Source organism: Enterovirga aerilata, from assembly GCF_013044135.1.
Lineage (GTDB): Bacteria > Pseudomonadota > Alphaproteobacteria > Rhizobiales > Beijerinckiaceae > Enterovirga > Enterovirga aerilata.
Map to the genome: position 1 here is coordinate 182,084 of NZ_JABEPP010000003.1, position 13,401 is coordinate 195,484.

16 protein-coding genes are annotated in these 13,401 nt (G+C 70.6%); 6 read left to right on the forward strand and 10 right to left on the reverse strand.

Going from position 1 to position 13,401, the window contains the following annotated elements:
- Positions 1–3 precede the first annotated feature (3 nt).
- The 3 genes from ggt to hmuQ all read right to left on the reverse strand — a co-directional run bounded on the left by ggt (position 4) and on the right by hmuQ (position 2,782).
- The gene (gene ggt / locus HJG44_RS10830; RefSeq protein WP_246736182.1) at positions 4–1,527 is read right to left on the reverse strand and encodes a gamma-glutamyltransferase; all 1,524 of its coding nucleotides are present in this window, start codon (positions 1,525–1,527) and stop codon (positions 4–6) included.
- 401 nt (positions 1,528–1,928) lie between these two features.
- Positions 1,929–2,447 (reverse strand): heme utilization cystosolic carrier protein HutX, encoded by a 519-nt coding sequence (gene hutX / locus HJG44_RS10835; RefSeq protein ID WP_171218391.1) that lies wholly within the window; start codon positions 2,445–2,447, stop codon positions 1,929–1,931.
- A complete protein-coding gene (gene hmuQ, locus HJG44_RS10840; protein ID WP_171218392.1) occupies positions 2,444–2,782 on the reverse strand; it encodes a heme-degrading protein HmuQ in 339 nt (112 codons plus the stop codon). The genes hutX and hmuQ overlap by 4 nt, the downstream gene beginning before the upstream one ends.
- A gap of 188 nt (positions 2,783–2,970) precedes the next feature.
- Between hmuQ and hemP the strand changes: the two genes are divergently transcribed.
- From hemP to HJG44_RS10870, 6 genes are all read left to right on the forward strand, one after another.
- Complete coding sequence (gene hemP, locus HJG44_RS10845) at positions 2,971–3,162, forward strand: hemin uptake protein HemP (RefSeq protein ID WP_246736183.1); 192 nt, start codon at positions 2,971–2,973, stop codon at positions 3,160–3,162.
- 4 nt (positions 3,163–3,166) lie between these two features.
- Positions 3,167–4,057: a heme/hemin ABC transporter substrate-binding protein gene (locus HJG44_RS10850; RefSeq protein ID WP_171218393.1), complete on the forward strand. Its 891-nt coding sequence runs from the start codon at positions 3,167–3,169 to the stop codon at positions 4,055–4,057.
- Positions 4,054–5,151 (forward strand): FecCD family ABC transporter permease, encoded by a 1,098-nt coding sequence (locus HJG44_RS10855; protein WP_171218394.1) that lies wholly within the window; start codon positions 4,054–4,056, stop codon positions 5,149–5,151. Before HJG44_RS10850 ends, HJG44_RS10855 begins: the two co-directional genes overlap by 4 nt.
- Positions 5,148–5,960 carry a heme ABC transporter ATP-binding protein gene (locus tag HJG44_RS10860; RefSeq protein ID WP_171218395.1) on the forward strand — a complete coding sequence of 271 codons (813 nt, stop codon included), beginning with the start codon at positions 5,148–5,150 and terminating at the stop codon, positions 5,958–5,960. Before HJG44_RS10855 ends, HJG44_RS10860 begins: the two co-directional genes overlap by 4 nt.
- Before the next feature lie 268 nt (positions 5,961–6,228).
- Positions 6,229–8,403 carry a TonB-dependent hemoglobin/transferrin/lactoferrin family receptor gene (locus HJG44_RS10865; protein WP_171218396.1) on the forward strand — a complete coding sequence of 725 codons (2,175 nt, stop codon included), beginning with the start codon at positions 6,229–6,231 and terminating at the stop codon, positions 8,401–8,403.
- A 61-nt stretch (positions 8,404–8,464) separates the two neighbouring features.
- Positions 8,465–9,040: an NAD-dependent epimerase/dehydratase family protein gene (locus HJG44_RS10870; RefSeq protein WP_171218397.1), complete on the forward strand. Its 576-nt coding sequence runs from the start codon at positions 8,465–8,467 to the stop codon at positions 9,038–9,040.
- A gap of 5 nt (positions 9,041–9,045) precedes the next feature.
- Here HJG44_RS10870 and HJG44_RS10875 read toward each other — a convergent pair whose 3' ends face one another.
- The 7 genes from HJG44_RS10875 to HJG44_RS10905 all read right to left on the reverse strand — a co-directional run bounded on the left by HJG44_RS10875 (position 9,046) and on the right by HJG44_RS10905 (position 13,398).
- Complete coding sequence (locus HJG44_RS10875; protein ID WP_171218398.1) at positions 9,046–10,053, reverse strand: P1 family peptidase; 1,008 nt, start codon at positions 10,051–10,053, stop codon at positions 9,046–9,048.
- A 5-nt stretch (positions 10,054–10,058) separates the two neighbouring features.
- On the reverse strand, positions 10,059–10,673 hold the full coding sequence (locus tag HJG44_RS10880; RefSeq protein ID WP_171218399.1) for a LysE family translocator: 615 nt from the start codon (positions 10,671–10,673) through the stop codon (positions 10,059–10,061).
- A 45-nt stretch (positions 10,674–10,718) separates the two neighbouring features.
- On the reverse strand, positions 10,719–11,048 hold the full coding sequence (locus tag HJG44_RS10885) for a DMT family transporter (RefSeq protein ID WP_171218400.1): 330 nt from the start codon (positions 11,046–11,048) through the stop codon (positions 10,719–10,721).
- Between the two features lie 130 nt (positions 11,049–11,178).
- On the reverse strand, positions 11,179–12,306 hold the full coding sequence (locus HJG44_RS10890) for a branched-chain amino acid ABC transporter substrate-binding protein (protein ID WP_171218401.1): 1,128 nt from the start codon (positions 12,304–12,306) through the stop codon (positions 11,179–11,181).
- Positions 12,307–12,447: 141 nt separating this feature from the next.
- The gene (locus tag HJG44_RS10895) at positions 12,448–12,801 is read right to left on the reverse strand and encodes a DUF6867 family protein (RefSeq protein ID WP_171218954.1); all 354 of its coding nucleotides are present in this window, start codon (positions 12,799–12,801) and stop codon (positions 12,448–12,450) included.
- Positions 12,801–13,184, reverse strand: coding sequence for a hypothetical protein (locus tag HJG44_RS10900; protein WP_171218402.1), 384 nt, complete (start codon positions 13,182–13,184; stop codon positions 12,801–12,803). Before HJG44_RS10900 ends, HJG44_RS10895 begins: the two co-directional genes overlap by 1 nt.
- A 1-nt stretch (position 13,185) precedes the next feature.
- Positions 13,186–13,398: a BrnT family toxin gene (locus tag HJG44_RS10905; RefSeq protein ID WP_171218403.1), complete on the reverse strand. Its 213-nt coding sequence runs from the start codon at positions 13,396–13,398 to the stop codon at positions 13,186–13,188.
- Positions 13,399–13,401: the final 3 nt, after the last annotated feature.

Here is a 13,401-nt window from a genome sequence, read left to right on the forward strand (position 1 = left end):
GGGTCAGATCCCGAGCGCGAAGCCGTCCTTGCGATGGTCCGAGGCGCCGAACAGGGCCCCGCGCTCGTGGTCGATCATGATGGCCTGGCAGCCGCCGATCGGCGAATCCACGATCTCGATCTCGTGGCCGCGGCTGCGGAGCTCCTCGACCACCTCCGGCGCGAAGCTCGGCTCGAGCTGGAGGCGTCCCTCGGTCGCGAAGCTGCGCGGCGCGTCGGAAGCCTCCTGGATGTCGAGCCCGAGATCGAAGACCTTGGACAGGAAGTCGACATGGCCCGTCGCCTGGTACTGCCCGCCCATCACGCCGAAGGGCATGATCGCGCGCCCATCCTTCATCACCATGCCGGGGATGATGGTGTGGAGCGGACGCTTGCCCGGCCCGATCGCGTTCGGGTGGCCGGGGAGCGTCCGGAAGGCGCTGCCGCGATGATGCAGCAGGACGCCCGATCCGGGCGCGAAGATGCCGGACCCGAAGGCGCCGAAGAGCGAATTGATGAAGGAGACCGCGTTCAGGTCGCGGTCGACCACCGTGAGATAGACCGTGTCCTTGTGGGCGACCTCGTCCCAGGTCGGCAGCGCCTTCGCGCGCCTCGCATCGATATGCGGCAGGACGCGCCGCACCCACTCCTCCGACAGGAAATGCGCGACGGGCAGCTCGCCGTGATCGGGGTCGCAGAGATGCGCGTCGCGGGCGTGGTAGGCGGCCTTGGTGATCTCGGCCAGGACATGCGTGCGGTCCGCCGTTCCGCCGGCGAGATCCACGTGGTCGGCGAGGTTCAGCATCATGAGCGCGATGAGGCCCTGCCCGTTGGGCGGGCATTCGTACACGTCCATGCCGCGGAAGGCGGTGCGGATGGGCTCGACGGGCTTGGAGCGCTGCCGGGCGAAATCCGCCTCAGTGTGGTGGCCGCCGAGCGCCTTCAGCTTGGCCACGATCTCGGCCGCGACCTCGCCCTCGTAGAAGGCCGAGCGGCCTTCCCGGGCGATGCGCCGCAGGGTCTTGGCGAGCGCCGGAAGCCGCATGAGATCGCCCGTGCGCGGCGCCTCCCCGCCCGGCAGGAAGGCGGCCTTGGCGTCCGGGTCGTGCGAGAGCTTTGCGATGTTGCGGCGCCAGTCGAAGGCGACGCGCGGGGCGACGCGGTAGCCGTCCTCGGCGCAGCGGATCGCGGGCGCGAAAAGCTCGTCCAGGCCCTTCGTCCCGTGCTCCGCGTTCAGCGTGCACCAGGCGTCCACCGCGCCGGGAACCGTCACGGAATGGGGCGAGGTCGCCGCGATCTCGGACAGGCCCTGCTCGGCGAACCACTCCGCCCGGGCGCCCTCCGGGGCGCGGCCGGAGCCGTTCAGCGCCACCGGCACGCCGCCGTTGCGCGAATAGAGGACGAAGCAGTCGCCGCCGATCCCCGTCATGGCCGGCTCGACCACGCATTGCACCGCGACGGCTGCGATCGCGGCATCCATGGCGTTGCCGCCGGACTTGAGGATCTCGACCGCGGCGAGCGTGGAAAGCGGGTGGCTGGTCGCCGCCATGCCGGCGCTCCCGATGGCGAGGGAGCGTCCTGGAGTGAAGAAGTCGCGCAACGGAGGCCTCGATGTCAGAGCCTCGCTAATGCGCCGGGTATTCGCTCCCCTGCAAGCGGGAAGTGGGAGCCGCCGCCCTCGGGCGGGGCTGGGCCGGGTTCAGCGCGCCGCGGCGCGGACGAGCCACACGAAGGCGGCGATCTCGCAGATCATCGCGTCCAGCCTCTGACCGATCCTGTCCATTGCCTTTCCCCGTTCTTAACCGTCTCTCGACGATCGCAATCTGGCCGCCCGGCCGCCGCAAAGCGGTGCGTCCGCGCACATGGCGGGCGCACAACGCCCGACGAGTACGGCCAAGTTTCAGGAAAACGGCAGCGGAGCCGGGGCGGCGGCCCCGCGGGACAGGCGCGTCAGGCGCCGGCGTAGCGCCGGAACGCCGCCTCGAAACGGGCGAGCTGGGCGGGATCGAGCTCGCGGGCGGCGTTGCGGCCGACGAAGATCTTGAACATGGCGCCGCCATCCCGGTTGACGAACTGCACGGAGCAGGAGCGGCGGCCGAAGAAGGGCCGGTCGACGAAATAGATCGCCGCGCAGCGCTCCGCCCGGATGTGCCCGCCGATCGGGCTGTCGCCGTGGATGTTGAAATAGCCGCGCCCGAAGGCGCCCGGCGGCACGCGCCCGCGCGTCTCGAAGACGCCGTCGGCCGTGTGCACGATGAAGGTGATCTCGCCCTCCCAGCCGGCGAGCTCGCTCCAGACCTCCTCGAAGCGCTCGCCCGGAACGGCGGCGGCCTGGTCCGGCCCGAGCGCGTCGAGCACGGCCCGGTAGGTCGCGCCCTCGCGCCGGGCGACCTCCTCCAGCACGCCGTCCGGCGCAGCCGCCAGGGCGGCCCGGAGGCGCGAGGCCTCGTCCGCCAGCGCGGCGCTCATTCCGCGGCCTGGGCGGGTGTCTCCCGCGTGAGCGTCTGGATCACCTCGAAGCCCTCGAATTGCGGGTGGCCGGCATAGAGCGGCCTCGTCCCCGGAGCGCGGCCATGCGCCTTGCGGAACTGCTCCGACTTCGTCCAGGCCTCGAAATCCGCCTTCGACGCCCAGACCGTGTGCGAGGAATAGAGGATGTGGTCCTCGTGCTCCGGCCCACGCAGGAGGTGGAATTCGACGAAACCCTTCATCTCGTTGAGGTGGCTGTCCCGGTTGCGCCACACGGCCTCGAAGTCCTCCGTCGCGTCCTTCAAGACCTTGAACCGGTTCATCGCGATGAACACCGTCTCGTCCCTCCTCAGCTGCCGGCTCCTGCCGCAGGAATTCGCGTGAGCTGCCCGCCACGCCTTTAGCCGAACGCCGTCCGGCAGGTGTTGTTTTCATAGGAGCGCCGATATACCCAGGTCAAGAAGAACAGGGCATAAGTTTTTCTTTGTTCTAAAGTAGATTTATTGGAGGCACCTTTGCGTGCATGGCGGAGATGACGCGCGACGGCGAGGTGCGGCCGCGCGACGCGGAGGGCCCGCGCGCGGACGGGAGGGAGCCGCGCGCCGTCGAGGCGCGGGAGCTTCTGGCCGGCGGGCGCGAGGTGATCATCCTTCATCGCGGCGAGCGCTATCGGCTCCGCGTCACCCAGCACGACAAGCTCATCCTGACGAAGTGACCCGATGATCGCGCTTCCCGCTCTCTCTCGCTCGCCCGCCGCACGGTTCGCCGCGCTCCTCGTCGCGGCTCTCCTGGCCTTCCCGGCGGGTGCGGCGGAGGCCCGCCCGCCGGCGCGCATCGTGTCGCTCGGGGGTGCCGTGACGGAGATCCTGTACCGGCTCGGGGCAGGGGACCTCGTCGTCGCGGTCGATACCACCAGCATCCATCCGCCGGAGGTGATGCGGACCAAGCCGAATGTCGGTTATCTGCGCCAGCTCTCGGCCGAGGGCATCCTGTCTGCCCGGCCCGATCTGGTCCTGGCGGTGGATGGGGCGGGGCCGCCGGACGTGCTCAAGCAGGTGCGCGAGGCCGGGGTCCCGATCGAGCCGATCCCGGAAGCTCCGACGCCGGCCGGCGTGGCGCGCAAGATCGAGGCCGTGGCGCGCGCCGTCGGGCGGGAGAAGGAGGCTGCGGAGCTCCTCAAGGAGGTGGAGATGGGCTTCGCGGCGCTGGCGGAGAGCCGGGCCCGCATCGCCCGGCCGGTCCGGGCGCTCTTCATCCTGTCGCTCCAGAACGGGCGCGCGATGGTGGGCGGCCGGAACACGACCGCCGACGGCATGCTCGCGCTTGCCGGGGCGGAGAACGTCGCCACCGGTTTCGAGGGCTACAAGCCGATGACGGACGAGGCAATCCTGGCGGCCCAGCCGGAGGTGGTCGTCATGATGGAGACGGGGCCGGGCGCGGTGCCGGCTGCCGACGTGCTCGAAGGGGCGGCCCTGTCCCAGACCCCGGCGGGCCGCGACAGGCGGCTGGTCAAGATGAACGGTCTCTATCTTCTCGGTTTCGGGCCGCGGACGCCGGAAGCGGCGCGCGAGTTGCTGCTCGCCCTGAAGCCCGGCTTCCGGGCCGAATGAGCGCTGCGGCCCGCGCCGTGCGGACCGGCCTCGCCTCCCGGGGCGCGGATGCGTCGCCGAGGCCGGCCCCGGCCGCGGTCCTTGCCTTGCTTGCGGCGCTGGTCGCCGGCGTGGCGGTCCTGTCGCTCGGGACCGGGGCCGTCGCGATCCCGCCGGGCCGGGTGGTGGATGTGCTCCGGGCCGGGCGGGCCGGCGCGAGCGCCGACCCGGGCCTCCTCCGCGACGTGGCGATCGTGCTCGACATCCGCATGCCCCGCACCCTCGTCGGACTGGCCGTGGGCGCCCTTCTCGCCGTCTCGGGCGCGCTCCTGCAGGGCCTGTTCCGCAACCCGCTCGCCGATCCGGCGCTGATCGGCGTGTCCTCCGGCTCGACCGTCGCGGTCGCAGGGGTCATCGTCCTCGGCCATCGGTTCGCGACCGGCCCGCTGCCGTTCGAGGTCCTGCCGGTCGCCGCCTTCCTGGGCGCGCTGGCGGCGACCGCGCTGCTCTACGCCATCGCGACGCGCCGCGGCCGCACCTCCATCGCCACCATGCTGCTTGCCGGCGTCGCGCTCGCGGCGCTCTCCATGGCCGGGACCGGCTTCCTCGCCTTCCTGAGCGACGACCGCCAGCTGCGGGACCTGTCCTTCTGGACGCTCGGGGCGGTGGGCGGCGCGACCTGGACGAAGCTCGCGGCGATCCTGCCGATGCTGGCGCTGACTTTCGCCGCGGCGCCCTTCCTGGCGCGCGCCCTGAACGCGCTCGTCCTCGGCGAGGCGGAGGCGTTCCACCTCGGCATCGCCGTCCAGCGGGTGAAGGCGCTGGCCGTCCTGACGATCGCGGTCGCCGTCGGCGCCGCCGTCGCGACCGCCGGGCCGGTCGGGTTCGTGGGGCTCGTCGTGCCCCACGCCGTGCGCATCGTGGCCGGGCCCGACCATCGCGTACTCCTCCCCGCCTCCGCTCTTCTCGGCGCGGCTCTCCTGGTCGCGGCCGACATGGTGGCCCGGGTCGCGGTCGCGCCGGCGGAGCTGCCGATCGGCATCGTGACCGCGCTCATCGGCGCGCCCTATTTCCTCTGGCTCCTGCTTCGCCGCTCGACGGTGCTCGACGCATGACGGCGCCGCTCGAGGGACGGGATCTCGCCTTCCGGATCGGGCCGAAGGCGCTCGTCGCGGACGTGACGGTCCGGCTCGAGCCCGGGCGGCTCGCCGTGGTCGTCGGGCCGAACGGTGCGGGGAAATCGACGCTGGTGCGCCTTCTCTGCGGCGAGCTCCGGCCGAGCGCCGGCGAGGTGCTCTATTCCGGAAGCCCGGTCGAGCGCATTCCGGGCTGGCGGCTCGCCTGCATGCGGGCGGTGCTGCCCCAGGCCTCGCGGCTCGCCTTTCCGTTCACGGTCGGCGAGGTCGTCCGGATCGGGCTCGACGGGATCGGGCGGGGCCTCACCGCGGCCGCCCGCGCCGAGATGGTGGCGGCCGCGCTCTCCCGGGCCGATGTCGCGTCCCTGGCCGGACGGGCCTATCAGAGCCTCTCGGGCGGCGAGCAGCAGCGCGTCCAGTTCGCGCGCGTGCTGGCGCAGCTTTCGGCGGGGCGCACGGTCGCCGAGGCGCAGGTGCTCCTGCTCGACGAGCCGACCGCCAGCCTCGACCTTACGCATCAGCTCGCGCTCCTCGACCAGGCGGCCGCGCTCGCGCGAGGGGGCATGGCCGTCCTCGCCGTCCTGCACGACCTCAACCTCGCCTCGGCCTATGCGGACGACCTCCTGGTGATGGCGGGCGGGCGCCTCGTCGCCGCGGGCGCCCCGGCCGCGATCCTCGACGACGCGCTCCTCAGGCGCGTCTTCGGCGTCGATCTCAGCGTCGGCGCGGTGCCGCCGGGCGGGCGGCCCTTCGTCCTGCCGCACGGACCGGCTCGGGCGGCGGCCTGACCGCCCGTTCGAGCCGGGATGTGCCTGACGCAATTCTGCAACACTCGCCGATGTTTACTTGCATGTCTTCGTCGCGCCCGAGCGGACTACGCTCTGTGGCGGAAAGAGATACGAATTAGACTTTTTACAAGGCGAGAACATCTGCCTTGACCTGATCCGACCGGGACGGAACAGAGGCCGAAACGGCTCAGCTCGAGCCGAACGCCAGCCAGCCAGGCCCGAGAGGCCCAGCCAGCCAGCCGACAATCCGATTGGTTGGGCCTGTCTCATGCTTGCTGGAACACGTTCGCTGCTCCTCGGGGCGTCCTGCCTCGCGGGCGTCTCCCTCCTTGCCCCGCACGCTGTCGCGCAAGCCACCGTGCCGCCGGGCGCAGCCGCGCGGCACCCTCCTTCCGCCTCGGGCGAGACGGCGCTCGACGAGATCACGGTCACGTCCACGAAGACCGAGGAGAGGGCGATCGAGGCCCTGGCCGGTGCGAGCGTCGTCTCCCGCGACACCGTGCGCGACATCCAGCCGGACCGCGTCTCCGACCTGCTGCGGCAGGTCCCCGGCGTCACCACCCAGGAGAACCACAACGACCCCGCCCAGGCGATCAACATCCGCGGCCTGCAGAATTTCGGCAGGGTCAACGTGCTGGTCGACGGCGCCCGCCAGAACTTCCAGTCGACGGGACACGGGGCGAGCGGCGTCTTCTATCTCGACCCGGAGCTCATCGGCGGGGTCGACATCACGCGCGGGCCCGTCTCGACCATCTACGGCTCGGGCGCGATCGGCGGCGTCGTGTCGTTCCGGACGCTCGGGATCGACGACATCCTGAGGCCGGAGGAACAGGCCGGCGCCGTGCAGAAGATCGGCGGCGGCACGAACGGCTACGGTATCGTCAACTCGTCCAGCGTGGGCGTGCGCCTGCCGAACAATGCGGTCAACGTGTTCGGCCAGTTCGTGTACCGGCAGAACTACGTGTACCGCGACGGGGCCGGCATCCTGATCGCCGATACCGGGAGCGAGCTGAAGGCGGGCAACTTCAAGGTCAACGTGAACCCGGCCGAGGGACACCAGCTCAGCTTCTCCGCCCTGACGCAGAAATTCGACTTCGCCAATAACGGCAGCTCGGGCACGGGCGCGCGGTTCCAGTCGAACGTCGACACGCAGACCTATACGCTCGGCTACCGTTTCACGCCGGTCGGCCAGCCGCTGATCGATCTCAGCGTGAAGAGCTATTTCTCGACCACGGACGAGGTCCGCACCTTCGTGGCGGACAGCGCCTCGCGGACCTACACGGCGCTCGGCGCCCGCCCGGGCGCGCCGGTCATGATCGACCTCGATACCTACGGGTTCGACATCTTCAACACCTCCCGGTTCGACACGGGGCCGGTCAGCCATGCGCTCACTTTCGGCGGCGATGGCGCCTTCGACCGGGTGCGCACGACCGACCAGGCGGGCGGCTACACCTCCGCCTTCACGCCGAGCGGCCGGCGCGACCTCGCCGGCGCCTTCGTGCAGGACGAGATGCGCTTCGGCGGCTGGCTGCGGGCGATCGGCGCCCTGCGCTACGATTCCTACGAGCTCTCGGGCGGCGGCTTCCGGTCGAGCGGCGACCGGATCTCGCCGCGCGGCACGGTCGGGGTCTCGCCGTTCCCGTGGATCGAGTTCTTCGGGACCTATGCGGAAGGCTACCGCGCCCCTTCCATCAGCGAGACCCTCATCTCCGGGACCCATCCGTTCCCGGCCTTCCAGATCCTGCCGAACACGGCGCTCCGGCCGGAGACCGCCCACAACGTCGAAGCGGGCGTGAACATCAAGTTCGACAACATCCTCAAGGACGGCGACGCCTTCCGCGGCAAGGTCGTCGGCTTCTTCAACGAGGTCGACAACTTCATCGACATCCAGGGCGTCGGGCCGCGCACCTTCGTCGCCGTGGCGCCGAGCCCGGCCCTGAACGCGCTCTGCGCCGGGCGCACGGCGCCCTTCGGGCCATGCCAGATCCCCGTCCAGGCGCAGCAATACCGCAACATCGCGCGCGCCGACCTCTCGGGCGTCGAGATCGAGGGCGCCTACGATTGGGGCGACGGCTTCCTCTCGCTGGCCTATTCCCACACGGACGGCATCAATGCCGCCACCCGGGCGACGCTGCTCACCGTTCCGCCGGACAAGGTCGCGGCGACGCTCGGCCTCCGCTTCCTCGACCGGCGCCTGACGGTCGGAACGCGGATCGTCTACAACGATGCGCGCGCGAACATTCCCGCGAGCACGGTCGTGGTGAACACCAAGGAGTTCGCGCTCGTCGACTTCTTCGCGTCATACGAGCACAACGACTGGATCCGCGCCGACCTCACGCTCTCGAACATCTTCGACAAGCGCTACATCAAGTATCTCGACCTCGACCGCTCGCCCGGCTTCCAGGCCCGCGGCTCGCTGACGATGAAGTTCGCGACCAGATAGGGCGGGCGTCCGGCCCCGTTCTCGGGTAAGCCGCCGGCGCGAAGCTGCGCGGAGGCGGGGAATGGAGGCGGGCCGGATCGTCGTCACGGGCGCGCGCGGTCGGATCGGGCGCGCCCTCGCCGGGCATTGGCGGGGCCGCGACCTCGTCCTCCTCGACCGGGAGGAGGGCGATCTGGCGCGCTACGACCCGGCCTGGGCAGGCCGTCTCGCCGGGGCCGGGACCCTGGTGCATCTCGCGGCCGACCCGGACCCGGCCTCCGCCTTCGCGAGCGCCGCGAAGGCGAACACCGAGGCCCTCCTCAACGTGCTCCAGGCCTGCGACGAGCACGGGATCGGGCGCCTCGTCTATGCGAGCTCGGTCTGGGCGGATTTCGCCGCATGGCGGCTCGCGCCGAGGATGACCTGGTATGCGGCCTCCAAGATCGCGGGCGAGGCGCTCGTCGTGGCCTGGGCCGACCAGAATGCCCGCCCGGCGGTCTGCCTGCGCTTCGGCTATTTCGATCCCGCCGCCGTGGACGTGCCGCCCGAGGCCGAGACGCACCGGCTGAACGAGGCCGCGCTCGGCTTCCATCTCGATGCGGCGCTGGCATGGTCGGAGCCGCGCTGCACCATCCGGTACGCGATGGGCAAGCTCTGAGGGCCTCAGCCCCCTCCGGCCCCGAAGAGGTCGGACCAGGCCGGCAGCGCGCTGGGAAAGGGCAGGGCGGTCGCCGCATGGACCCCGCGCGCGATGGCGCGGGCCAGGCAGTCGGAGGCCGTGGCGCCGAGTTCGGTCAGGAGCTCCGGGCCGCCCTCGGCCGGCTTCGCGAGCGTCGAGACGGCGAAGACCGTGTCCCCGTCCATCGGCGCGTGCGAGAGGCTGAGCGCCTTGGCGAGTCCGCCCTGCGCCATGATCGCGAGCCGCCTGGCCTCCGCCTTGCCGAGCGTCGCGTCGGTCGCGACGAGGCAGAGCGTGGTCGCGGGCTCGCGCTGCCCCTTCCAGCGGAAGCGGCGTGCGCCGTCCGGCAGGCGGGCGGGCAGGCCGAGGCCGCCGAATTCCCGGCCCTGCTCGAAGGGTGCGGCCCAGAAATGCGGGCCGCCCGCGACCACAGCGGAGCCGATCGCGTTCACGCAGGCAAGCGCGCCGACCGTGTAGCCGGACGGCGTCGTGGCGCTCGCCGAGCCGACCCCGCCCTTCAGGTCGACCGTCGTGGCGCCGTAGCCGCCGCCCTGCGTTCCGAGCGCGAAGTCTTCGGACGCCGCCTCGCAGGCCGCATAGGCGAGCTCGCGATAGGGCGGGAAGCGGCCCCAATTCTTGTCGCCGCCGTTCAGCAGGTCGAACAGGACGGCGCTCGGCACGATCGGCACCCGGACGCTCGCCACGGGGATGCCGCGCCCGCGCTCGCGCAGCCAGGCCTGCGCGCCGGTGGCGGCATCGAGCCCCAGACCCGAGCCGCCGGACAGCACGACCGCGTCGATGCGCTCCACCGCGCGGTCCGGCTCGAGGCATTCCTGGTCCCGCCCGGCCGGCCCGCCGCCCGCCACGAAGACCGAGGCGACGGCCGGCCGGTCGAAGAGCGCGACCGTCACGCCGCTCGCGAGCCTTTCGTCGTGCGCGTTGCCGACCCGGATGCCCGGGACATCCGTCAGGAGGTTTCGAAGGCCGTTCATGCCGGTCACCGCGTCGCGACCGCGACCGCGGCGCCCGCCATGACGGCGCCCGTCGTGCGGTTCACCGCCCGGACCGCCCGCGGGCTCGCGAGCAGCCGCCGGGCGCGGGCCGCGAGCAGGATATAGGATCCGAACACGACCGCCAGCACCGCGAGCAGCACGGCGGCGAGCTCCGCGAAGCCGAGCGGCGTGATGGACGCCACGTCGATGAGGTTCGGCACGAGCGCCAGATAGAACACCATCACCTTCGGGTTGCCGAGCGTGACCGCGAGGCCGGCCAGGAACAGCCGCCAGGACGGATCCGGCCGCGGCGCCTCGCCGGACCCCGCCGGGGCGGCCGGCGCCGTCCAGAGCTTCCAGGCGAGGACCAGGAGATAGGCCGCGCCGGCATATTTCAGGACGAGGAAGACGGTGTGGAAGCTCTGGGCGAGGGCCGAGAGGCCGGCGACCGCCACCGCGAGCCAGACCACGTCGCCGAGCGCGAGCCCGGTCGTGAACGCGACCGCCCCGCCGGTGCCGCGCCCGAGCACCCGGGCGACGAGCGCCGCGATGCCGGGTCCCGGCGCGGCTGCGGCGACGAACAGCGCGGCGGCGAAGACGAGGAGGGCATCGAGGCTCATGGGCGTTTCATAGCGCGCCGCGGCCGGGATGGGGAGCGGGGTCCCTCAGGCGCCGTGCGGACCCGAGAAGACGTTCACGACGACCACGCCGATCACGATCAGCGCGATGCCCGCCTGGACGGGCCAGGCGAGATGCTGGCGGAAGAAGACCGCTCCCACGGTCGTGATCAGCACGATCCCGAGGCCCGACCAGGTCGCGTAGACCACCCCGACCGGGATGGTCCGCATCGCGAGGCCGACGAGGTAGAGCGCGACCGCGAAGCTGGCGATCGACAGGATTGCCGGGCCGGCGCGGGTGAAACCCTCCGAGGCCTTGAGGGCGGAGGTCCCGATCACCTCGGCGGCGATCGCGATCACGAGAAACACGTAGTTCATGCGGTCTTCGAAGGTTGATCGAGGCAGCCGTGCGGGCGGGCCGCGGCCAAAATGAAAGGCCCGCCACCGGCGGGCCTGACCTCGATGCTTGCTGAAGGCGAGGTCCGGCGGACCTCGCCCAGGCTTCGGATTACATCCCGACTTCGTTGCCCGAATAGTCGATCTTGCCGTCGGCGCCCTTCTTCCAGACATACATGACGTAGTCCGGCCGGGTGATGTCGCCCTTCTTGTCGAAGGAGATGTCGCCGATCACGGTCTTGAAGACGTGGCCGGACTTCATGAAGTCCGACATCTTCTTGCCGTCCGTCGACTTGGCACCCTCGGCCGCTTGGGCGAGAACCTGCACGGAGGCATAGCTGTAGAGCGTGTAGGCCTCCGGGTCGTAGTTCTTCGCCCTGAACTTGGCGACGACGTCCTTGGCGTTCGGGTTCTTGCGGGGATCCGGCGAGAAGGTCATCAAGGTGCCCTCGGCGCCGGGGCCGGCGATCGAGGTGAACTCGGCCGACACGATGCCGTCGCCCGACATGAGCGGAGCCTTCAGGCCCTGGTCCCGCATCTGCCGGATGATCAGGCCGGCCTCCGTATGGAGCCCGCCGAAATAGACCACGTCGACATTGGCGGATTTCAGCTTCGAGACCAGCGCGGAATAGTCCTTCTCGCCGGGATTGATGCCTTCGTAGAGGACTTCCTTGAGGCCCTTCCCGTTCATGGCCTTCTGCGTCTCGTCGGCCAGGCCCTTGCCGTAGGGCGTCTTATCGTGGACGACAGCGACCTTCTTGCCCTTGAACTTGTCGGACAGGTAGGCGCCGGCCACCGCGCCCTGCTGGTCGTCGCGGCCGCAGGTGCGGAACGTGTTCCACATGTTGCGGTCGGTGTATTTCGGGTTCGTCGAGGCAGGCGAGATCTGGATGAGCCCGGCTTCCTGATAGACTTCGGACGCCGGGATAGAGACGCCCGAATTGAAGTGGCCGACGACCCACTTCACGCCGTCGGCGGCGAACTTGTTGGCGATGGAGACGCCCTGCTTGGGATCGGAGACGTCATCGCCGACCTGGAGGGCGATCTTCTGGCCCATCACGCCGCCCTTGGCGTTGATGTCCTCGACGGCCTGTTCGGCGCCGTTCTTCAGCTGCGCTCCGAAAGCCGCGTTCGGCCCGGTGATCGGCCCAGCCACGCCGAGCTTGATCTGGGCCTGCGCCGCCCCGGATACGGCAAGGCCGAAGCCGAGCGCGAGGCCGGTCAACAATCCTGTCTTCATGCGAGCTCTCCCCTGAACATATGGGCCGGATCCGCCGTCCGGCTTGGGCAGCGTGACCGCCCTGGCGGCGGGACCGCCTCACGGGGCAGTCTTGCCGGTTTTCCTGTCGTTGTCACCGGGGGCGGGATGCGGAAAAGGGCGTCAGGCCTGCGCCTTCTCGCGCCAGGAGAACGGCCCCGCGCGCTCATAGAGCCAGCCGTATTGCCGCGTCATCTGGCGGGCGCGGAAATAGCGGTAGCCGAGCGAGGCGATCGCGGTGACGATCACGAGGTCGACCAGGTAGAAATGCAGGCTCAGGAAGGTGCCCTCGAAAAGAGCATAGTGGATGAACCGCACGGCGAGACCGAGCGGCAGCGACCAGAGCAGAACCTGCCAAAAGGGGCGCCAGGTGAGCGCGAGCGCACGGCCGGTCATCCAGGCCGCCCAGCCGCCGAGCACGACCGTGACCAGGATGAACAGCCAGGCGGAGGGTTCTTCGTAGAGGAGGCCTTGCATCACGAAGCGGCCCGCTTGGCACGGAAGTGATCGCGCAGGATCGCGTTGACGCGTCGGTCGAGGTCGTGCTCCTCCCCTCCGAACTGCGCGGCCACGTCCGGCTCGAGTCGGACAACGGTCCGTGCCTGCTTCGCGGCATCGCCCCAGAAGCGGTCGTCGAGTGCCGGGTGATCGGGGTCGGACGCCGCGAGTTCCTCGATCTCGTCGTCGGACAGACGCGCGAGGCGGTCCCAATCGGTGCGGGTTGGGACGGGCTTGGAGCCGCCATCCGGCAGCACTTCGACAACGGTTCCGTCTGCAAGCTGCTTGTAGGTCATCGCGATGCCCGTTCGGCGTAGAGCGCGCGCTCGCGCCGGCTTGAAGGCCAGGCTGTGATCAGCCACGTCACCTCGCCTCGATGGTATAGACGAGGGTGAACACGCGACCACCCACCTGGCCAATAGTGACGTATCGCATCTCCCCATAATCTCTCCGGCGATCTTCGAAGTCGAGGCGGGATCGATCGGCAAAGATCGGGATCAGGCTGAGGAGATCGATGCCCCGGTCGGCGATCAGCCGCTCCCGCTTGGCGGGGTCGCAGTCGAACAGGCGTTCCAACGG

Coding starts and splice junctions, on each gene's coding strand:
- HJG44_RS10880 (WP_171218399.1), bottom strand. CDS start 10,673: ATGAGCCTCGATGCCCTCCTCGTCTTCGCCGCCGCGCTGTTCGTCGCC.
- HJG44_RS10850 (WP_171218393.1), top strand. CDS start 3,167: ATGATCGCGCTTCCCGCTCTCTCTCGCTCGCCCGCCGCACGGTTCGCC.
- ggt (WP_246736182.1), bottom strand. CDS start 1,527: ATGGCGGCGACCAGCCACCCGCTTTCCACGCTCGCCGCGGTCGAGATC.
- HJG44_RS10875 (WP_171218398.1), bottom strand. CDS start 10,053: ATGAACGGCCTTCGAAACCTCCTGACGGATGTCCCGGGCATCCGGGTC.
- HJG44_RS10865 (WP_171218396.1), top strand. CDS start 6,229: ATGCTTGCTGGAACACGTTCGCTGCTCCTCGGGGCGTCCTGCCTCGCG.
- HJG44_RS10860 (WP_171218395.1), top strand. CDS start 5,148: ATGACGGCGCCGCTCGAGGGACGGGATCTCGCCTTCCGGATCGGGCCG.
- hemP (WP_246736183.1), top strand. CDS start 2,971: ATGGCGGAGATGACGCGCGACGGCGAGGTGCGGCCGCGCGACGCGGAG.
- HJG44_RS10855 (WP_171218394.1), top strand. CDS start 4,054: ATGAGCGCTGCGGCCCGCGCCGTGCGGACCGGCCTCGCCTCCCGGGGC.
- HJG44_RS10895 (WP_171218954.1), bottom strand. CDS start 12,801: ATGCAAGGCCTCCTCTACGAAGAACCCTCCGCCTGGCTGTTCATCCTG.
- hutX (WP_171218391.1), bottom strand. CDS start 2,447: ATGAGCGCCGCGCTGGCGGACGAGGCCTCGCGCCTCCGGGCCGCCCTG.
- HJG44_RS10890 (WP_171218401.1), bottom strand. CDS start 12,306: ATGAAGACAGGATTGTTGACCGGCCTCGCGCTCGGCTTCGGCCTTGCC.
- HJG44_RS10885 (WP_171218400.1), bottom strand. CDS start 11,048: ATGAACTACGTGTTTCTCGTGATCGCGATCGCCGCCGAGGTGATCGGG.
- HJG44_RS10870 (WP_171218397.1), top strand. CDS start 8,465: ATGGAGGCGGGCCGGATCGTCGTCACGGGCGCGCGCGGTCGGATCGGG.